The organism is Geomesophilobacter sediminis (assembly GCF_016458275.1).
In the GTDB taxonomy this organism is placed as follows: Bacteria; Desulfobacterota; Desulfuromonadia; order Geobacterales; family Geobacteraceae; genus Geomesophilobacter; species Geomesophilobacter sediminis.
In genome coordinates this window covers 86,406-106,732 of record NZ_JAEMHM010000009.1, presented here as the reverse complement: position 1 = coordinate 106,732, position 20,327 = coordinate 86,406, and the positions used below count along the sequence as shown (strand labels likewise).

Here is a 20,327-nt window from a genome sequence, read left to right as displayed (position 1 = left end):
ATCAAAAACGGATCAAACTTTACATTGGCTTCCGTATTACGGGACGGTAGTTGCGCCGGAAACAGTCATCCTTGCGACAAATTAAGCAGTTAGCTTTACTGACGCTCCTTTGACAGACGTCAATATTTGCCAAAAGGCTATAACCATTCCCCCCCCTTTGACAAAGGGGGGATGGGGGGGATTTGCCTTTCCTCACTCCATCCTCACCCCGTGTGGCGAGCTTGCGCCTTGGCGCGCAACCGAAGGGGACGGGACGCCACGGTCAACATCTACCTCGATTTCCGGATGGTCCCTTTTGGGGAGCCGGCGGCGGAAAACCTGCAGCAGGTCGTCCACGTAGGTGAACAGCACCGGGATGACGAAAAGGCTCAAAAGGGTCGAGGTCATCAGCCCTCCGATGACGATGATCGCCATCGGCTGCCGGAAACTCGGGTCCGCTCCCAGCCCGAGCGCGATGGGAAACATCCCCGCCCCCATGGCGATCGTGGTCATCAGGATCGGCCGGGAACGCTTGCGGCAGGCATCGATCAGCGCGTCGAGGCGTCCCATCCCGTGTTCCCGCCGCGCCATGACGGCATACTCCACGAGCAGGATCGAGTTCTTGGTGACCACCCCCATCAGCATGAGGAGCCCGATGACGGCCGGCATGGAAAAGTTGTTGCGGGTCACGATCAGCGCGAGCAGCGCTCCCCCCAAGGAGAGCGGGAGCGCCGCCAGGATGGTGACCGGCTGCAAAAAGTCGTGGAAGAGCAGGACCAGCACCACGTAGATGCAGAGGATGCCGATCGCCATCGCGGTCCCGAAGCTTCCGAATAGCTCGCCCATCCGCTGCAGTTCGCCCTGCTCGACGAGGGAGACCCCCTGGGGGAGGTTGCGCATGGAGGGGAGCGCGCGCACCTCGCGCATCACCTCGCCCAGCGGCCGGCCGTTCAGCTCGACGGAAACGGTGACGTTGCGGTAACGGTCCAGGCGGTCGATCTGCGAGGCTCCGCCCCCCATCCGGATCTCGGCCAGCGACGAGAGCGCCGCCTGTCCCTTGCTCCCGGCCACCCGGATCATCCCGATGCGGTTCAGATCGTTGCGGGTTTCCGGATTCAGCCGGACCCGGACCGGGATTTGGCGCTGCGGGAGGTTGAGCTTGTTCAGCCGCGCGCCGTAGTCGCCGTAGGTCGCCAGCCGCACCGCCTCGCCGAGCGCCTCGACGGTGACGCCGAGCTGCGATGCCCGCGCGTAGTCGGGATAGATCTGGATCTCGGGGCGCTGCAGGGCGTCCCCCGAGGCGACGTTGCCGACCCCCTTCAAGGTGCGCATCTCGCGCTCCAGCGCGGCCGCGGTCGATTTCAAAAGGTTCGGGTCGTCGCTCGCCAAAGTCACTTCGAGCTTCTCGCCGTTGTTCCCCCGCCCCACCGAGATCCGTGCCCCCGGGATCTCCCGCAGCGCCTCGCGGATCTCCTGCTCGATCACCACCTGCTTTCTGCGCTGGTCCCGCGGCTTCATCTGGACACTCAGGGTCGCCGAATTCACCGAGGCGGTGGCCGAGGCCCCCATGCCGCCGCCGGTGCTCGCCGTGCCGACCGACGCAAAGACCTGGGCGATGTCGGGGATCTTCCGGATCAGGGTGCCGCTTCGCAGCGCGGTCCGCGCGGTCTCTTCCAGGGTGCTCCCCGGCGGCAGCTCGACGGAAACCTGGGTCTGCCCGTCGTCGGATGCGGGCATGAACCCGGTGGAGATGAGCGGGATCAGGGCAACGGAGCCGGCCAGGAATAAAAGCGCGGCGATCGCGGTGCGGCGGCGGTTGCCGAGGCAGCTTTTCAGCCACCCGAGGTAGCGCGCCATCAGCCGACTCTCGCTCTCCTGGTGGGACGACTCCTTCATGAAGTAGGCGGCCATCATCGGGGTCAAAAGCCGGGCGACCAAAAGCGAGGCGAGGACTGCCGCCGCGGCCGTGATGCCGAACTGGCGAAAGACGCGCCCGGGAATCCCCCCCATGAAGGCGGTCGGCAGAAAGACCGCTACCAGGGTCAAGGTGGTGGCGATGACCGCGAGCCCGATCTCGTCGGCCGCCTCCATCGCCGCCTGGTACGGGCTTTTCCCCTGGCGCAGGTGGCGGGCGATGTTCTCCACCTCGACGATGGCGTCGTCGACCAGGATCCCGACCACCAGGGCGAGCGCCAAAAGCGAGATCACGTTCAGGCTGAAGCCGCAAAGCTTCATGACCATGAAGGTCGGCACGATGGAAAGGGGGAGCGCCGTCGCCGAAATGACCGTGGCCCGCCAGTCCTTGAGGAACAACCAGACTACGACGACGGCCAGGATGGCCCCTTCGAGGAGCAGATGCATCGAGCCGTGATAGTTCTCCTGGATCGGGTCGACGCTGTTGCTGATTTCCCGGATCCGGACTTCGGGATGGAGCGCTTTGAACCTGGCGAGCGCGGCGCGCACGTCGTCGGCGACACTGACGTCGGAGAACCCCTTGGAGCGGGTGACCTGGAAGCCGATCACCTGTTTGCCGTCCAGGTAGGCGAGGGTGCTCCGCTCCGCGTGGGTGTCGGAGACCTTGGCGATCTGGTCCAGCCGGACCCGGCGCCCGTCGGAAAGCGGGATGGTGAGCGCGGCCACCTCGTCGGCCGTATGCACCGCGCCGAGGGTGCGCAGCGACTGGATGGTCCGCCCCACTTCGCCGCGCCCCCCGGATACGTCCTGCTGCACTGCCTTGAGCTGGGTCGAAACGTCGCTCAGGGCGACCCCCATTCCCGCCATCAGCCCCGGATCGAGGTCCACGTGGACCTCCCGGTCGACCCCCCCGACCCGCGATACCGCGGCCACCCCTTTCACCGACATCAGGGCCTTCGAGACGTTGTTGTCCACGAACCAGGAGAGCTCCTCTTCGCCCAGGTTCGCTGCCTCGACCGTGCAAGTGAGGATCGAGCCTCCCGCGGAGGTCATCTTGGAGACCGTGGGGCTCGTCATGCTGGCGGGGAGATCCCCCTTGGCCCAATCCACCGCGTTGCGCACCTCGTTCAGCGCCTCCTCGGTGTCCTTGTCGATCTCGAAGGTCACGTTGATGGCGACCGAGCCGTCGGTGATGGTGGTGGTGATGTGGTCCAGGCGGGTGAGCGACGCGAGCTTGTCCTCGATCTTTCGGGCCACCTCGGTTTCCAGCTGCGCCGGCGCGGCCCCCTCCAGGGAGGCTGCGATCTGGATGGTGGGAAGATCCATGTCCGGAAAGTTCTGGATGCCGAGCCGGCGCATCCCGAGTACCCCGAAGACGGTCAAAAGGACGAAAAGGAGCAGCGACGGGACCGGGTTGCGGATGGCCCATGCGGAAATGTTCATGACGGTTACTCCTTGGCCAGCCGGACCACGTCCCCATCGGAGAGAAAGGCACCCCCCGAACTGACGATGCGGGCGTGAACGTCGATGCCGCCGACCTGCACCTGGCCGTCCCGGTGCATCCCCGCGGTGACCGTGCGGCGGGTCACCTTGTTCCCCGCACCCACCTCGAAGAGATAGCTTCTGCCGTCGCGCATGACCAGCGCGGTGTCCGGCACGGCGACAACTCCGGTCACGCCGGCCCGGATCAGTCCGCTCGCGAACATCCCGGCCTTGGCACCGGAACCGGCCGGGAGGGTGACCAAAACGTTGGCGCGGCTGGTGGTCGGGGAAAGGGTGGGGGCGGCGAGGCGCACCTTCCCGTGGAGGAGCTCTCCGGAAGGAAGGGTCACCTCCGCCTCGGCCCCCTCCTTGACCTGGGCCAGTTCCCGCGTGTCGACCTCGGCCTGCCACTCCAGCCGCCCCTGGCGCTGCATCCGGAAGAGCTCGGTCCCCGAGGCGACGACCTGCCCGAGCACCGCGCTGCGGGAGGTGATGATCCCGTCGTCGACCGCGACGATCCTGGTCTGGGAGAGGGTGACCCTTTGCATGGCGATCTGCGCCTCGGCCAGATCCACGTTCGCCTGGGCGGTCTTTTCCGCGGCAAGATAGTCGTGCACCTGCTGCTCCGAGATCGCCCCGCTGCCGCGCACCTGGCGCGCCCGGTCCGCATTGGCTTTGGCCTGGGCGAGGCTCGCCTGGGCCGAGGCCAGCGATGCCTGGTACTTGCGGAGCTCCGCCTGCACCGAATCGCGGGCCAGTTCGGCGAGGAGCTGGCCCCGGCGGACCCGGGAGCCGACGTCGGCGTGCAGCGCGGTGATGCGCAGCCCCCCGGTCTCGGCACCGATCACCGCTTCCTGCCAGGCGACGATGCTGCCGCTGGCGGGGAGCTCCTGGGGCCACTGCTTGCGCTCCGGTAGCGTTGTCGCGACGCAGAGGACCGCCTTGGCCGTGCCGGGGTCCGGTTTGGCCCGGGCGGGAGTCCGGTTTATGCCCACCATGCCAAGCGCCCCTGCGATCAGCAGGAGGGCGGGGAGGATGATCTTTGTACCGGGTCGCTTCACTTCAACTCTCCTTCCTTACCGGCCGGGGCGGGGGAAACCGTTTGGGCCATGCGCGTTGCCTCGCCTGACGTCGATTTCCAGCCGCCCCCTACCGCCTTGTAGAGGGCAATCCAGTACTCGAGCCGGGATTGCTGCAGATCCAGCAGGGTGACCTCCGCGCCGATCGCGGAGCGCCGGGCCGTCTCCAGGTCGAGCAGACTCGCCCGACCCACGCGCCAGTTCGCCTCCGTGGCGGATACGTAGGCCCGGTAGCCGGCGGCGCTCTTCTTCGCCTCCTCCTCTTGCCGGGCGACGCTGTCCAACCGCACCAGCGCCTGCTCCACCTCCTTCACCGCGTCGCGCACGACCTGCTGGTAGCCGGCCCGGGCGGCAGCGTAGTCGGCGCGCGCCCCCTTGATATCCGCGGCGATCTTGCCCCCGTCGAAAAGGGGAAGGCTGACCGTCGGGCCGAACGACCAGGGAGCGAGCAGGGAGGTGCCGGTTGCCGCGGAGAGCCCGACCGATCCGCTCAGCGAAAAAGAGGGATATTTCTCTGCCTCGGCGGCTCCGATCAAGGCACTGGTCGAGGCGAGGGTGCGCTCGGCGGAGACGATGTCGGGGCGCTGGCGCAGCAGATCGGCCGGGAGCGCGGTCACCTTCAGCCCGTCCGGTACCGGCAGCGCCCTGATGTCGGCGCCGAGCGTCTGCCGCACCGAAGCCTCCGGGAGACCGGTCAGGGCGACCAGGGACTTCACGAGGAGCTCGCATTCCCCCTGCTGCGCCAGGGCCGTCGACCGGGTGCTGGCCGCCGAGGCCTCGGCAAGCCGGGCGTCGGCCGGCGCGGTGAACCCCGCCTTGGCTGCCAGTGCCGTCAGTTCTGCCGTCTTGGCCTGGGAGTCGGCCTGCTCCTCGTAGTATTTCTGTTTCAGGCGTCCCCCCCGGTAGTCGACGTAGGTGGTCGCCACCTCGGCGCCAAGCGAAACCCGCGCATCGTGCCAGTCCGCTTCCCGGGCCTGGAGCAGAGCTCCCGCCGATTCGACCGTGCGACGGCTCTTGCCGAAGAGGTCGACTTCCCAGGAGGCGTCGAGTCCGGCCGTCGAACTCCGGCTGGTTCCGGTTGTAGCACCGGTAGTCACCCCGGTCCCGGTGCCGTTTTTGAGCGACCCCGACCAGCTGGTGCCGGCGCTGGCCGTGACGCTGGGGAGAAATCCGGACTCCGCCGCGGACCGGCTCGCGCGCGCCTTTTCGATTGCCGCCGCGGCCTTGAGGAGGGTCGGGTTTTCCTGCTGGGCCGCCTCAAGCAGCGTGCTCAGGGCGGGGTCCTGGAAGCGGGACCACCATGCATTCACGTCGGCACTCTTCCCGGCCTGGGGAGCCTGCCACTCCGTCGGCACCTTGAGCTCCGGCGCGCGGTAGTTCGGTCCGACCGCGGCGCAGGCACTCAAGAGCACCGCAGCGGCAATGAGCATGATCGAGCGGATTTCACTGTACACGTTGCACCCACTTTTCAAATGTTGCGTTTTGCAAATATTTGTAAAAATTTTTTAGCCGTTTCCGCTGCGCAGGCCCGCTGCCGCCTTGGTCAGCAGCGCCACCAGGGTCTCGCGCTCCTCAGAAGTCAGGATCTCGAGGATCTTCGCGCTGACGGCAAGCTGCTGTTCCCGGACCGCGTTGTGGAGCGCCTGCCCCTGGTCGCTGGTGGAGACGACCACGATCCGGCGGTCGCGATCCGAGCGGGAGCGTGCGATCATCCCCTTCCGTTCCAGGCGGTCGGCGATCCGGGTAACCGTGCTCAAAGGGGTGCCGACGGCGTCGGCCAGTTCGGTCATCGTCGTCTCCCCCCGGTCCCCCAGATGGATCATGACTTTCACCTCGCGCGGGGTGAGGGCGAGATCCGGAAAGGGGTGCTCCGTCTGCTCCATGGTCGCCTCCATCAGCTCTGCCAGACGCATCATGAGTTCTTTGGCTTGCGATGCCATCGCGTTTCCCTCCGTTTGATTTAGTTGCATGATGCAATAATTTCAAAGTGGAATCAAGTAAAGAATTGCAAAGGGGATCCTGATCGGTGCGGGAGACACAGGCATTCCCTTTTGCCGGAAAACGTGCTAGTAATGGGCCGGCGCAAGCATCAAAACCCTATGATATCGAACCGCTTCCCTCAACACTGCCCGCAGCTCCTGGTGACGTTTCTGGTCGTGCTCAGTCTCCTGTCCGGAGGTATGCACGTTCCCGACATCTCACGCCCCCACCGCCCCAAGCCGACCTGGCGTGCGGTAGAGGTTCAGCAAAAGGGGCCCTTCAAGCAGCCCAAGCAGCTTAAGCCCCTCGACGACTCTGCTCCCCTAGCGACGGAAGTTCTGGTAGCAACCGTTACCGTTTCCTGCCCCGTTTTCACCCCCTCCACGCCACCCTGGCACGTTTCCCCCCGGTCCGCCACGACCTCAGGTCGTGCTCCCCCCGCAGTGAATAACCACGCCTGCTGATGAATGCCGCTTGCCTCCCTACCGGTACCTGGTTTGCCGACTGTGGAGGTGCTGGGCGGACGATGAATCGTTCCGCGCTCTTCGGTCCGGGTTCCCGCCGGGAATTCCGGAGCTGAAGGTGACGCCTGCGGTGCCTTTGCGTCCTGGCGCTCTGCCGCTACCTGAGGGATTCAGCGTCTTTTAGATTCTGTTTTTTTCCCGGATGCCATTTCCGCTTCTCGAGGTGAAATTGGTGCCCTTTTGGAGAGCTTTGCGTGAAAGTTGTTGCCGTTATGGTGCTGACCATCTTGTTGTCAGCCAGCCACACCTGCTGTTATGCCGTGAGTTGTAACTGTGATGATTGGATGCAAAAGGGCGGGTACTGCGTCGATTACATCAAGACGAGAATTCCCATGTTTCCGATCCCGACCAAAGACGACATGCCCGCTCTTAAAAACACGACCGTTCCCAACGTCACGGAAGGAGATGTCGCCGTCTTCCGGATCAAGAATTACTGGCACGTCGCGTATGTGGAGAAGGTGCACCGGAACCTGTTGCGCGAGCCGGTGTCGATAGACGTGAGTGAAATGAATTACGGAGGAGACCTCTCCTATTCCGAGTTCAAGGCAACCTGGAAATCCCGCAGCAAAAGGGAATGGAAAAGAGCCGCCTATTGCTGCGGCATAACGGACAACTACGGCGAAGTGACCCGGCGTGACCATGTCGATCTGGACACCGTTACCCAAGTCTGGAGTCCCGACGACGTCGATTCGGAGGGTTACCAGGAGCGGTTTAAGGACCTGGTCGATCGGGCCAGGAGGGTCATCAACCGGTTCAAGGACTTGACCGAAAGCGAGCTTTAGGAGATGACGTTTCCCCGCTGCGGGGGCCTGGTGCCTCGCCGGGCCCCCGCAGCGGCTCTGACGGAGCGTGAATATTTCGCTTGCAATCCGATATTGTTTCTTTTAGGGTAACAATATGTCAGCAAACAACACCCAATTCTCGATAGCGATTCACCTCATGGCGGGGCTAGGCTATGGCGTCAGGTCCGATATCACCTCGACCGACCTGGCATCGAGCGTTAACGCCTGCCCGAGTTTCGTCCGACGGATTTTGTCCAAGCTGTCCAAGGCGGGGTTGGTTCGCACCATGCGGGGGAAATCGGGTACCTGCCAGTTGGCGCGACCGGCAGACGACATAACGCTTCTCGATATCTACGAGGCGGTCGACGCGCCAAAGGTTTTCGCGGTTCATGCGTACCCGGCCCAAAGTCTCTGCCCGGTCAGTTGCGGCTTCAAGCCCATGATCGATCATGTCCTGGAGAAGGCACAAATCTCCTTCGAAGAGACGCTCACCGAGACAACCCTGGCTGACGTCATCACGGAGATAAAAAAAGGCACCTAAGGGGGCGACAGTTTTTTTTTAGTCAATATTGTTTTTGTAAAAGTAACAAATAGGCTTTTTACCGGATCGATGCTGATGGATCGGAGCGGTCCGGTACCGGCAACAGGAGGCAAGGCTAAGACATGAATATCGTGATCAGCATAGCGGTGCTCTGGTTCATAACCATCGTGGTGGCGTTATGGCCCAGACCAAAAGAGGAACCTAACCTAACTAAAAACCGTAACAAGGAGAAAGATCATGACCAGGAAACTGGAAGGTAAAGTCGCGCTCGTCACAGGCGCGTCGAAAGGGATCGGTGCCGAAATAGCGCTGGAACTGGCCGCTGCCGGCGCCGCGGTGGTGGTCAACTACAGTACCAGCAAGGAAGGGGCGGACCGGGTCGTCGCCGAGATCGAGAAAAACGGCGGGCGGGCCGTCACGGTCCAGGCCAACGTGGCGAAACCCGAGGAGGTGCGGGGACTGGTCGCCGCGGCGAAGGAGGCCTTCGGCCCCCTCGACATTCTCGTCAACAACGCGGGAGTCTATGAATTTGCGCCGCTCGACGGCATCACCCCGGAGCACTTCCACCGGCACTTCGATCTGAACGTCCTGGGCCTCTTGCTGGTGTCGCAGGAGGCGGTGCGCGCCTTCAACGAAAGGGGTGGGAGCATCATCAACATAAGCTCCGGCGTGTCGACCATCGCGCCGGCCAACACGGCGGTCTACACGGCGACCAAGGCGTCGGTCGATGCGATCACCATGGTGCTCGCCAAGGAGCTGGCGCCGCGCAAGATCCGCGTCAATGCAGTCAACCCCGGCATGGTCGTGACCGAAGGGGTGCAAAGCGCCGGTTTTGCCGAGGGAGCCATGCGTGACTGGATAGAGGCGACCACCCCGCTGGGTCGGGTCGGCAAGGTGCAGGAAATTGCGGGACCGGTGGTCTTTCTCGCCTCCGATGACGCAAGCTATATCACCGGCGAGACCCTGCACGTGACCGGCGGGCTGCGCTGAGATGCCTGCAGGGGGATGATCCTGCCGCATCCCTTGCCCCTATCAGTAGAGAGACGAGAGGTTACCGCCCTTTGCGGTAGCCTCTCGTCATTTTGGAGGTACCCTGCCAACGGCAGGTGACATCAAGCCGGAAATCTGGTTGGTCTTGCTGAACAACGATCGGATTCCGGCATGCACCATAGTTGGTCTCCAGATGAAAATAGTTGGTCTTGAGACGGCCATGGTTGGTCTTGAGACCATCATGGTTGGTCTTGAAACGGCTCATGATCGGTCCTGAAACGGGTCATGGTTGGTCTTGAAACAGATCCTGGTTGGGTCATGCGGCGGCCAGGAGTTGTGGCTCCTCTTGGCATCTCTGGTCGAAATACGTCCTTGTCTCCCTTATAGATGGCTCGGTTTGGTCCATTAACGCCGTGTGCTGGCGTGGATTATGCCCATCTTGCTGCCGGTGACGGGACGTTTCTGATTGGTTGCTGTGGCTGCATTCTCTCATGATCGCGCCTTTTGGACGAAAAAGTTCGCATCACGAGACCAACCATACCCATCACGAGACCAACCATGCCCATCTCAAGACTGGTCATGGACGTCACAAGACCAAACATCGGTGCCGCCGGCTAAAACCAGTCTTATTCCACAACCGGTGGTGCACATGGTTGGACCATGGATGCGTTTAATTCGCGGGAGTATGGTTTACCTTCTCAGTGCCAATGGGCATCACCAAGAACAAATACCTGCATGGCAGGACCGGTGACGGCCCCATCTTTCGTCCATCCGAGCTTGCCGTCAGTCGAGACGCGCCTGCCCAAGGGACTGGTGATGGCTGTAGTGGGACCATACCTGGGTGTCACGGCGGGAAACGATCGTTGCGGCCGTCTGGGGGGAAGGGCCCCGGGAGAGGTGCGGCCCTTTGAAGACCGGTTCCCGGGGCAATCAGGAAGCTGGTTGTCTCTATGGGTTGCGGTAGATGGCAAGGTTGCGCAGTCCGTTAAGGTAGCGGTAGGTGTTGCTGAGAAAAACAGCGTCTTTCCCGGTGAGATCAAGCGTCAGATGTATCATGCAGTACCTCCTCCGCAGGTATGAACTCCCAAGGCCGGCCCTGCAGACTTAAAATTTGAGCATTTAAATTTTATCCTACGAGAAGTCTATCTCGGCTGACAGAGTACGATAGGGGGCAAACCGGACGTATGTTTGAGGGTGCTCTTAAGCGTGCTTTTCAGGAAAGTAAAAAGGCTGAAGGCAAGTAGAACTCTGAGCGGAGGAAAGGGGCGAGCGAGTCAGGGCGATAATATTTCGGGAATTCATTCTCCCATACCAGGGGGAACACAAAAATGGGAGAGGATCATGAGGAAGTTTTTGCACAGCTTGGAAAAAGGCGAGGAGTGGAATACCTATTTGGTTTGCGGCCGTGAATGGGAAGGCTTCGGTTATTCCGAGTGGGACAATCTGTATTCCGATGGAGAGTCGGGGAGGATTCGGGTGGGGCTTGACCGTACTGGCCGTTTCTATTGGGAGCTGACGGTGGAACTGGTCGACGACCCGGAGAGACCGGTCTACTGCACTTATCTCGGGCATGCAGCCTCGGTTGAAGAGGCCTGTGAGGCCGCCGTTGCCTACGCACCCGAAACGGTAACACTCGAATACTTCGGCACCTCATTCACCTGTTACGGGAACCCCAGGAAGGACAATTCGAAGCTCTGGACTTTCGTTGTCGATGGCGAAAAGGCGGAGGTCCTCGGACCATTCAAATCCATCAACGGTGAGGGAGAGAATTTCACGTGGTACCACAAGTGGAAACCTGCCGAACTGCTCCTGGAGGGGTTTTGCGATCCGTTCGGCGAGTTGAAAGGCAAAGCGCCGACCATGCGCGAGGCGATGATTGCAGCAGTGGATGCGCCGGATCGATTCAAGCGTGCCTGCGTATGATCGCCACGATAATAGGAGGGGTGTAAACGCCATGATCACATAGGGAAAATCTTCGAGAGGGTCACCCAGACCATCTCTAGCTGTTTGGCCAGGCAGATCGCCGTACTTCAAGTAGTAAAGGACAAGAGGCCGGCAGAAGGGAGATCTGCCGGCCTCAGAGTCCGAAATTTTGGTCAGCACTTGTCCATGCACTCTGCAGCCTTGAGGCTACTGGGAAACTCGTCCAACTCGCCTACGTCCCCCTTGGCTCCGCACACCGCTATTGTCTTACGCGGACGCGAGTCTGGAGGCGAGCTTGAACCTGTGCGTACAACCTGGCGTTCTGGTTAGCCCGGTCACTCAGTGAAACTGCCAGTGCGTACTGTTCGTGGGTTGCTGTAACGTTCGAACCCCAACCGAAGTCATTTCGAGTAACTACAATGAAAAGACGATTGGTTACGAGCTTTGATCTTGTATTAAATTGTTTAAATGTCCAGGTGTCACCCTGCACAGTTCCCTTTGAACGCATTGTAGGGCCAAGACTAGCATTTCCTATTTCAGGAATACTTTGGTAATCTTCTGCACTCGTAGCTCTATTAAACATTGTTGCTACATGATCGAGGTCTGGTGCAGCAACGACCCTGAACTCAACCCTTGTTGCTTTGTAGGCAACACGGGTTGATCTGACTGGAGCCGCATAGGCCAGAGCCACCGTCAATTCACGGTCTCTTTTCCCTTGGCTTAAAAAATCTTCTGGTATAGGTACTTCGTAGAAATGATGTCGCTTATCCTCGAGGGTCCCCTCTACAATCATAGTGACATGGTTATCACGGGACCTGCACAATGCGGCAGCATCAACGGCACCGTAGCCTAGAATGCTCCTAATAGCTTCCTTTTCAGGGAAAAGCCCCTCGCTGCCCTCAGGCACGCGGGCATGAGCAATTAGCAGTGCTCGGAGGAGGTTTTGGCTAGCTGTTGGATTTTCACAAAGAACCTTTCCGGCAAGGTAGGTAATATAAGGCGTTGCAAAGCTGGTCCCGCAGGCCTGCTTGAATAAGCCATCCTCTGTAAATGTTCTGTTAGTTGTAACAACTCCGAGGTGTTGCGCACTGACGTTGTTTCCCCTGGTGTTGAAAGCCCAATTCCCGCCGTACGCAACCAAATCTGGTTTGATTGCGCCACCCACCGATGGCCCTCGACGAGTGAATGGTGAAGGCTGACCATGACGTGCTATCGGCAACTCCCCAGGATCGTCCGGCCAGCGAAGCATTCTCACGTTCTGGTCATAACGGGCAAGGCTTCCCACAGTTAACACATTCAAGGCGGGAGCAGGCTCAATGATGGCCCATTGATCTCGTGTAAGATACGCAGGATATTGCTGCTTCCATGACAGCGCGTCCATTTCGTCAATAGAAACGTTTCCAGTTGAAACGACGAAAAGGACATCCAGCTCCCGTGCAAGTAAATCCAGAATTTGTGAAAAGCTACGTATATGGCCGCCTAAATAGGGCTTGTTTAGGTCACCAATGGAAACGTTATATACTCGACAGTCATACTCGTCGTGGAAATATCGCACTGCATCAATGATCTGGTTCTCAATAAATCCAGCATCCGTTTCACCGTTACCATCCAGAACACGACCACTGCACACCCAGAAGTTTGGGGTAAAGGCGTCATTGGTAATTGCCGCTGCGACATCACCGTAAACGGCGATTCCCGCGACATTAGTTCCGTGGCCATGAGTATCGCTTGGTCCATGTGCATCAATAAATGAGCGCTCGGCACCGACAGCTGGCCCTAAAAGTGGATGGTTGCTAACGATGCCGCTATCAAGAACGGCAACTCTTGGAGAATCTTCTGGAGGGGATGGTGGCGGTGTAAGTTCTTGGATATTAGTCTGAAGAATTTGGATGGAGAGGCGATAGCTTGGGGGGAGATCGACTGTCCTGACATCTCGGTGACGTAGGAGATTTTCCGCTTGCTCTCGATTGCACCGAACCCGATAGACGATTATCCCCGGCTGCCTTACGCTATCAAGACGTCTGATTTCGTTCTCGGTCAGCCAATCGTTGAAAGAGTTGATCAGCAACTCCCGTTCATCGTTGTTGTCTTCGATTGGCCACAACTCGACGTCCAAGGCAAAAGAATCTCCCTCAGGGAAACCGTCGCGTGTCAAAGCCCAACCCGTTCTATCTTCTGGAAGCCAGCCATTAAGGCTATTCAGTGCATAGAGTACATTGACGTAAACCGGTTTCTCCCCTCTTGCTAAGGTTGAGAGCCGGGCCTCAAATGACCTGAGTGCTCCAGCACTTACAAAGGCGACAACGACTTGCTCCCCTTCCTGGCTGACAATCTCGATTTCATTAGAGACCTTCTGCAGGTCATCCGGATCAAAACCTTTCTGTACTTCAAACTTGAAGAGCAACCGATCATCAAATCCACCTAGATCGGTTTCTACTTGAGTAACGGCCTCAGCTAACCGTGCCCTAAGAGCCCTTCCATGGGCTGCTGGATCTGCAGGAGGAGGTCCTGGGAATCCTCGACGAGGTCGTTTCTCCGGGGTAGGAGCTTCACGTTGTAGGGTGAGGTGGGGGTATGGCATCAGTTATATCCTCTTCAACCGACTTGTACGTGCATCCTCTCTGCGAAGAGCTGCTTCAATATGTCGAATTGCAAGAAACTCTTTACCTGATACAATCATATCCTTAATTGCGCGACGTAAGACGCGTTCAATGTCCGCGTAACTAAAGCCCTTAAACATTCCAGCCAAATTTCTCTGATCAATGTCGAAATCTCGTCTGACACCCCTCAGCTTGATTTCTAACAATCGACGTATCTGTTCTAGATTAGGAGGATTAAAAACTAGAACCTCATCGAATCTCCTCCAAATAGCGGAGTCCATAATACCTTCGTGATTGGTCGCTGCAATCAATAGGCTCCTGCCATCGTAAGAATCCAGCATCTGCAAAACAGCATTAACAACGCGTTTAAGTTCACCATGTTCTGCCATGTCGGCACGTTCTTTGGCGAGTGCATCGAATTCATCGAAAAGAACAACCATTGGTGTTCTAGAAATGAAATCAAACACCTTACGTAAATTCGCTGCTGTTTCGCCAAGATACGAGGAAACGACTGAATCAAGCCGGACGATTGCGAGTGGTAAGCCCAGCTCTGAAGCAACAATTTCTGCACTAAGTGTCTTGCCGCACCCAGGCGGGCCACAGAATAGTATCTTATCGGCGGGGTATAATCCGTAACTTGTGAGAAGTTCCCTACGATGATGCTCTTGTAAAATCTCATCAAGTAGCGAACGGTTCTCATCGGATAAGACAATGTCTTCAAGATTTTTGGCAGGCTCTTTAACATGCAGCAGAGCAAGACCCCGTTCCTTATCTTCAGGTACCTTATCTAGTACGCTTCTTGGAATTGTATTACTGTTTGATGCCCTACCGTAGAGCAAACGTTCTAAGTCGTTGGCGAGGAGGTGGTGTTGCTTTGCACGCTCTTCTTGGATAACCTGTTCCGTGGCAGTCTTAAATGCATCAAAGTTGCCTTCTGATCCTGATTTAATGAGTTGCCTTAGCAGCTTAGCTGATGGCATTGGGGCCCCCTCGGCAGGATTTGCCTTGGCTTTTTCAAATATAACTTGAGTATAGGCGTGCGATGCGACAGGAAACGTCGCAACATTCTCTGGGCCTCGCCTGCAAACACATTAAAACAGTCTTTTACACTGCGTGTATTAAGACTGTCAACTGCTTTTAACGTTCAAAATGGTCGGCTGCGCTTAGTCTTCGTGAAACCGTTCCGTGGGACGTTCTAAGTGTATCTTTACGTTGCTGATACGCATTCTCCAACGGTGAGGATGCTCTAGGTTGTTGGAAGTCACAACGAGGTCAGGGCCGAAGGGTTGGGATCGAGGGGTGCGGGAGTGAAAATGGCACCTACGCAAACTAAAAGTTTAACTGGCTACCGTCTGCTACTGCTACATATCTGCTACATAAAACGGCAAAAGGGCCGGTCATGTTGACCGGCCCTTTTGTAAGGTGGCGGAGAGATAGGGATTCGAACCCTAGGTACCTTTCGGTACACCTGATTTCGAGTCAGGCACCATCGACCACTCGGACATCTCTCCGTTTAACTCGCTCTTTTCCGCCTCGCATGAAGATGATATGCGATGGACGTTAATGTATAGCGCATTTTTCAGCGGATTTCAAGCCCTAGGTCGCGCAGGTGCCGAATATCACCTCCGCACCCAAAATAACCGCAGCGGACTTTCCCGCCGCCGCAGGCAAGGAAGCGCTGGTTAATCGCGACAGGAATGTCGCTCCTACATGGGGCGAAAGGACCCCGTGAATCTAATCGCGCCTGGAAAGGCGCTCCCACAGGATAAGCGGCTCCCTTCCTTCATAGGGAGGTGGATCGCGACAGGAAGAATGTCGCTCCAGGTGGAAGCCGTTGCTTGCCGGAAAGGAGAGTCGTGCTTGTGATACGTTCGCTTTCAGAGCCCCGGCGCTTGGGCAAAGGGTGTCTGAAGCTGCACCGCTGGTAACGGAGCTTTCTTCGCAATACCGGACGGTTAGCTCTGTCGTCGGTACCTCCCTGCAATTTATTCGCACCCCTGCACTCAATCCTTCCCATGGCGCATCCTACGTAAAATCGGTCCCTTAACGCGTTGTCGGCCTCTGGCACGTTGCCTGCTACGGTATTCCCGTGTTCCTGGGGATTTCTCTGTCTTAAATCTCAGAACATCTGGTGTCCCCTTCCCGATATCCGAGCCTGACTAATGCCCTGCCGGCCGCGGCCGGCGGCACTGTTGTTTCCCCTGCCATCCGGGGGACCGTAGGAGCTGAAGATGCACCGGGGGTAAGTATGGCGTTTAAGAAGGAAACCTGTTTTTACCGCACCTTCCTCATATCGATCTGCGTGGTCACCATTTTGATCATGTGCGGCATCTTCTGGTTGGACAGCAGCCAGGACGAGGACCTCATCCAGGAGGAGTTCCTGGCCCGGGCTCGCGCTCAGGTCAATACCATGGTCCTTTTGCGGGAGTGGAACGCGCGAAACGGAGGGGTGTTCGTCGAGAGGAGAAAGGACACTCCGACCTATGCCGCGCTCGCCGGAGAGGACGTGGCCCTGCCGGACGGGCGGGTCTTCACCAAGAAGAACCATGCGGCCATGACCCGGGAGATCTCCGAGATTTCCCGGCAAAACGGCGCCTCGCTCATCCGTATTACCAGCCTTAAGCCGCTGGATCCCCACAATGTCCCGGACCCCTTCGAGGAAATGGCGCTGAAGTCGTTCCGGTCGGGCGAGAAAGAACGCTTCATGCTCGAGAAGGTCGGCGAACGGTCCGTATTCCGCTACATGGCGCCGCTGTTCGTGACCGGTGAATGCCTTACCTGCCATGTCGGCAAGGGGTACCGCATCGGGGAACCTCTGGGGGGCATCAGCATCAGCTTCCCGGTCGACGACATGCAGGGGAAGATGAACCGCAACACCCTGCTGGTTTTCGCTTCCTGCGTCCTGGCTACCGGTCTGCTGCTGCTGGTTTTGTGGCGGCTGGCTGCCCGGCTGATCAAAAAGCTCGCCGACGCAAGGTCGGTCATCGAGGAGTTGGCGATCACCGACGGCCTGACCAGGATCTACAACCGCCGTCACGTGACCGAGCGGTTCGAGGAGGAGTTCGAGCGGGGGCGTCGGCTCCACGAGGAGTTGGGGTGCATCATTTTCGATGTCGACCACTTCAAGCAGGTGAACGACGGCCATGGCCACCAGATCGGGGACGTCGTCCTCAAGGCGGTCGCGTCGATCACCACGGAATCGGTCCGCAGCTTCGACATCGTCGGCCGCCTCGGCGGCGACGAATTCATGGTGGTACTGCCGGAAACGGACCTCGAGGAGGCCGTGATCATCGCCGAGCGGTTACGCAGCCAAGTGGAAAGGGAGCATCTGGCCAGCGACGAGGGGGGCGAGCCGATTGCGGTGACGCTGAGTCTCGGGGTGGCGGCGATGCACAGAAACGACCTTTCCGTCGACGACATCATCAAGCGGGCCGACGAGTCGCTCTACGCCGCGAAGCGGGCGGGGAGAAACCGCGTGGGAATACCGGACGGAGTGTCGTTGTCGACCCACGAAGAGCCGATGTTCGGGGCCTGTGGCAGGAGGATGGAGCCGGGGGACAACGTCACGCTCTGCAAGAGCCTGTTCCCGTCGCAAAGGACGGAAGCAAAATGGTCGTCTGAGGGGGCGGGGGAGGGGGATCTCGGTAACGAAGCGGGCTAGGGGGACGCTTCGCCGGCCAGGGGGATGGTGCCGGCAGCAAGTTTTTCCGATTTCTTCCGGGCGCGGAGGTCGGCGAAAAAGCCGGAGAGCATGGCGGAGGTCTCCGCACCGCGGACCCCGGAGGTGACCTCTACGCAGTGATTGAGCCGGCTGTCGTTGGAGAGATCGTAGAGTGAGCCGGCGGCGCCCCCTTTGGGGTCGAAGGAGCCGAAGACGACCCGGTCCAGCCGGGAGAGGATGACGGCGCCCATGCACATGGTGCACGGCTCGAGGGTGACGTAGAGGGTGGCGCCGGTGAGGCGCCAGCTGTTGAGTTTCTTGGCGGCCTTGCGGATGGCGATCATCTCGGCATGGGCGGCCGGGTCCTGCTGGCTTTCCCGGAGGTTGTGGCCGCGGGCGATGACCTCGCCGTCCTTCACGATGACCGCGCCGATGGGGACTTCGCCGATTGCCTCAGCCCGCCGCGCCTGCGCGATCGCCTTACCCATCCAATATGCGTCGTCCCTGATCACCATCCGGGTAATATAGCGAAAACCTTACCTCGGGCTCAAGTTAAAAACCTGAATTAACCGCAGATGAACGCAGATGAACGCAGATTTATTTGGGAAGAAACCCTCAGAAGGTCGTTGTTGAACTGTATTCCTCAGCGCGTTCATAGCCGTTGACTACACGTTTTATCTCAACCTTGGCATTACCGAAATTCAGAAGAAGGCAGACTTTCAGCCCGGTTGCCTTCAGATAGTTCATGCACTGAGCGAGATGGACGGCATCCAGAGCTTTAGAAGCTTTCAGTTCGACAATCACTTGCCCGTTGATAAGTATGTCAGCGTAGTACTCTCCAACAATGACGCCGTCATAAAATACCGGGACCGGTACCTGTTGCTGCACGGTTAGTTCACGTTTGCTCAGTTCGTGGGCCAGCGCGTTCTCGTAAACTTTTTCGAGAAAGCCAGCGCCAAGAGTGTTGGAGACAGTAAAAGCGCAACAGATAATCCGGTCGGTAAGTTTATCCATGGCACTTGCTCCCTTACTGAAACGGCCGCGGATGCAGACAGGTGAACTAGAAGTTTTGCGAAATTGATCCCAAAAAAACATCTGCGTTTATCTGCGTTCATCTGCGGCCAGATTTAGTAATCTGGCTTTTAAGTCCTCTTGAGATATTTCCCGATTCCCTCGGCGAAGTGCTGGGGCTCGAAGGTGAAGGTCTTTTGCCAGCTGCAGTCGCAGACGCTCCCTTTTATCAGCATCCCGAGCTGGTCGGAGGTGATCGGGAAAAAGGGGACCCGCTCCAGGAGCGGCACCACCAGCTTCATAAGGAAGAGCGGACTCTTCACCTTCAGCACGGTTTTCCCCATGGCCCGCCCGATGGTGTCGACGAGCTCGTTGTAGCTCATCCGGTCCGGGCCGCAAAGCTCGTAGGTCTGCCCTACGGTCTCCGGCTTCTCCAGCGCCTCGGCGAAGCAGCGCGCCACGTCGTCGCCGGAAATCGGCTGCATCGGATACTCCCCGTCACCGATGATCGGCATCACCGGGGCGGTCCGGATGATGCCGGCGAGCTGGTTCACGAAGTCGTCTTCGGGCCCGAAGATGATGGAGGGGCGGAAGATGGTGTATCCCAGACCGGACTGGCGCACTTCCTCCTCCGCCTGCCACTTGGTGCGGAAATAGCCGCCCCCCGTTTCCTTGCTCGTTCCCAGCGCCGACATCTGCAGGTGGCGGGTGACCCCCGCCCCCTTGGCGGCGAGGATGACGTTCTTGGTCGCCTCGACATGGAGCCGGTTGAAGGTCATCCCGCGTCCCGGGAATTCCCTGATGATCCCGACCAGGTTGATGGTCGCGTCGCAGCCGCGGACGGCATCGGAGAAGGTGAAGGCATCGCCGACGTCCCCGGAGACCTCTTCCTCGCCCGGTTCCAGGGCGCCGCTTTTCCGGTGAACCAGGAGCTTGATGGTATGTCCGCGGGACAACAAGGCTTTACGGACATGGCGCCCGACAAATCCAGTACCGCCGGTAAGAAAAACCTTCATAGTGAACCTCCTTGCTGTTAATGAGCTGGAGTAGTGTAACAGTCCTCATAAAAAATGCCATCCGGCAGCGATTCTGTATACATAAGCTTGTGCTTAAACGCTTCTTGTGTTAAAAACCTCGTAATCTAAACGGCAGAGGAGAACTACCATGGCTGAGCAAGGTGATGTTTGTTACACGTTTGAAGCCGCGATAGAGATGGCCACCAAGATGGAGGAAGAGGGGTTCAGGAACTATCTTACCGCTCTCCGCACCGTAAAAGACAAGGCGGCGCGCCAGATATTCAAGGAAGCCGCGCTGGATGAACTCGAGCACAAGCATCAACTGGAAAAGACCCTGGTTGAGGGCGAGATGAAAGGTGGCGGTGAGCTGCAAAAGCCGGTTCCGACCATGAATCTCGACTACGTGCTGGCGAAAAAGGAACTCCGTCCGGATTCTGATGCCCGCGAAGCACTGGCTTACGCGATCCACCTGGAAAAGGGCGCCATCGAGTTCTACCAGAAGATGTCCAATGGATGCGAGGGTGCACCGATGGGGGCGCTGTTCCAGAAGATGCTCGCTGACGAGACCCGGCACCTCCAGGCCCTCGAAGACCTCTACGAGGCCCACTTCATGGCGGAAAACTAGGTCGCCCAACGGCGCCACCCCGGCTATGGCAGCCGGCCTTTGCAGATCAAAAGAAAAAAGCCCTTTACCCGACCGCGGGTAAGGGGTTTTTTTCATGCTGCCTTCCTCTCCCCCGAAAAGCGTCAACAATAAACCTCGCCTCAACCAACTGGCTCCTTGTCTCTCCCGCCCCACCGCTATAGCCCCCTGGACCAGTCGAACTCCCCGCCGCACGGCCAGC

The 20,327-nt window shown here is 58.9% G+C and carries 16 protein-coding genes and 1 tRNA gene; 6 read left to right on the top strand and 11 right to left on the bottom strand.

Annotated elements, in window-relative coordinates; all coding sequences use genetic code 11:
- Nucleotides 1-192 precede the first annotated feature (192 nt).
- The 4 genes from JFN93_RS12130 to JFN93_RS12115 are packed head-to-tail and all read right to left on the bottom strand — an operon-like array spanning nucleotide 193 to nucleotide 6,394.
- A complete protein-coding gene (locus tag JFN93_RS12130; RefSeq protein WP_199384348.1) occupies nucleotides 193-3,336 on the bottom strand; it encodes an efflux RND transporter permease subunit in 3,144 nt (1,047 codons plus the stop codon).
- A 5-nt stretch (nucleotides 3,337-3,341) separates the two neighbouring features.
- Complete coding sequence (locus JFN93_RS12125) at nucleotides 3,342-4,436, bottom strand: efflux RND transporter periplasmic adaptor subunit (protein WP_199384347.1); 1,095 nt, start codon at nucleotides 4,434-4,436, stop codon at nucleotides 3,342-3,344.
- Nucleotides 4,433-5,908, bottom strand: coding sequence for an efflux transporter outer membrane subunit (locus tag JFN93_RS12120; protein ID WP_199384346.1), 1,476 nt, complete (start codon nucleotides 5,906-5,908; stop codon nucleotides 4,433-4,435). The genes JFN93_RS12125 and JFN93_RS12120 overlap by 4 nt, the downstream gene beginning before the upstream one ends.
- A gap of 51 nt (nucleotides 5,909-5,959) precedes the next feature.
- Nucleotides 5,960-6,394, bottom strand: a complete 435-nt coding sequence (locus JFN93_RS12115; protein WP_199384345.1) for a MarR family winged helix-turn-helix transcriptional regulator — start codon at nucleotides 6,392-6,394, stop codon at nucleotides 5,960-5,962.
- Nucleotides 6,395-7,290: 896 nt separating this feature from the next.
- Here JFN93_RS12115 and JFN93_RS12110 point away from each other — a divergent pair.
- The 3 genes from JFN93_RS12110 to JFN93_RS12100 all read left to right on the top strand — a co-directional run bounded on the left by JFN93_RS12110 (nucleotide 7,291) and on the right by JFN93_RS12100 (nucleotide 9,271).
- A complete protein-coding gene (locus JFN93_RS12110) occupies nucleotides 7,291-7,740 on the top strand; it encodes a hypothetical protein (RefSeq protein ID WP_236021691.1) in 450 nt (149 codons plus the stop codon).
- Between the two features lie 115 nt (nucleotides 7,741-7,855).
- Nucleotides 7,856-8,281, top strand: coding sequence for an Rrf2 family transcriptional regulator (locus JFN93_RS12105; protein WP_199384344.1), 426 nt, complete (start codon nucleotides 7,856-7,858; stop codon nucleotides 8,279-8,281).
- 237 nt (nucleotides 8,282-8,518) lie between these two features.
- Nucleotides 8,519-9,271 carry an SDR family NAD(P)-dependent oxidoreductase gene (locus JFN93_RS12100; protein ID WP_199384343.1) on the top strand — a complete coding sequence of 251 codons (753 nt, stop codon included), beginning with the start codon at nucleotides 8,519-8,521 and terminating at the stop codon, nucleotides 9,269-9,271.
- Nucleotides 9,272-9,332: 61 nt separating this feature from the next.
- Here the strand turns inward: JFN93_RS12100 and JFN93_RS12095 are convergent, their stop codons facing one another.
- Nucleotides 9,333-9,536: a hypothetical protein gene (locus tag JFN93_RS12095; protein WP_199384342.1), complete on the bottom strand. Its 204-nt coding sequence runs from the start codon at nucleotides 9,534-9,536 to the stop codon at nucleotides 9,333-9,335.
- A gap of 1,076 nt (nucleotides 9,537-10,612) precedes the next feature.
- On the opposite strand from JFN93_RS12095, the gene JFN93_RS12090 reads away from it, so the two are divergent.
- Nucleotides 10,613-11,194 carry a hypothetical protein gene (locus JFN93_RS12090; protein ID WP_199384341.1) on the top strand — a complete coding sequence of 194 codons (582 nt, stop codon included), beginning with the start codon at nucleotides 10,613-10,615 and terminating at the stop codon, nucleotides 11,192-11,194.
- Between the two features lie 259 nt (nucleotides 11,195-11,453).
- Here the strand turns inward: JFN93_RS12090 and JFN93_RS12085 are convergent, their stop codons facing one another.
- From JFN93_RS12085 to JFN93_RS12075, 3 genes are all read right to left on the bottom strand, one after another.
- A complete protein-coding gene (locus tag JFN93_RS12085; protein WP_199384340.1) occupies nucleotides 11,454-13,775 on the bottom strand; it encodes a S8 family peptidase in 2,322 nt (773 codons plus the stop codon).
- 3 nt (nucleotides 13,776-13,778) lie between these two features.
- The gene (locus JFN93_RS12080; protein WP_199384339.1) at nucleotides 13,779-14,774 is read right to left on the bottom strand and encodes an AAA family ATPase; all 996 of its coding nucleotides are present in this window, start codon (nucleotides 14,772-14,774) and stop codon (nucleotides 13,779-13,781) included.
- A gap of 443 nt (nucleotides 14,775-15,217) precedes the next feature.
- Nucleotides 15,218-15,305 (bottom strand) — tRNA-Ser (locus JFN93_RS12075).
- A 737-nt stretch (nucleotides 15,306-16,042) separates the two neighbouring features.
- Between JFN93_RS12075 and JFN93_RS12070 the strand changes: the two genes are divergently transcribed.
- Nucleotides 16,043-17,455, top strand: coding sequence for a sensor domain-containing diguanylate cyclase (locus tag JFN93_RS12070; protein ID WP_199384338.1), 1,413 nt, complete (start codon nucleotides 16,043-16,045; stop codon nucleotides 17,453-17,455).
- On the opposite strand, the gene tadA is transcribed toward JFN93_RS12070, so the two are convergent.
- The 3 genes from tadA to JFN93_RS12055 all read right to left on the bottom strand — a co-directional run bounded on the left by tadA (nucleotide 17,452) and on the right by JFN93_RS12055 (nucleotide 19,482).
- Entirely contained in the window at nucleotides 17,452-17,970 is a 519-nt protein-coding gene (tadA, locus tag JFN93_RS12065) for a tRNA adenosine(34) deaminase TadA (RefSeq protein ID WP_199384337.1), read from the bottom strand. The genes JFN93_RS12070 and tadA overlap by 4 nt on opposite strands.
- 100 nt (nucleotides 17,971-18,070) lie before the next feature.
- Nucleotides 18,071-18,469 carry a GxxExxY protein gene (locus JFN93_RS12060; RefSeq protein WP_199384336.1) on the bottom strand — a complete coding sequence of 133 codons (399 nt, stop codon included), beginning with the start codon at nucleotides 18,467-18,469 and terminating at the stop codon, nucleotides 18,071-18,073.
- 128 nt (nucleotides 18,470-18,597) lie between these two features.
- On the bottom strand, nucleotides 18,598-19,482 hold the full coding sequence (locus JFN93_RS12055; protein WP_199384335.1) for a complex I NDUFA9 subunit family protein: 885 nt from the start codon (nucleotides 19,480-19,482) through the stop codon (nucleotides 18,598-18,600).
- 148 nt (nucleotides 19,483-19,630) lie between these two features.
- Here JFN93_RS12055 and JFN93_RS12050 point away from each other — a divergent pair, with 148 nt between their 5' ends.
- Nucleotides 19,631-20,107, top strand: coding sequence for a ferritin family protein (locus tag JFN93_RS12050; RefSeq protein ID WP_199384334.1), 477 nt, complete (start codon nucleotides 19,631-19,633; stop codon nucleotides 20,105-20,107).
- Nucleotides 20,108-20,327 lie beyond the last annotated feature (220 nt).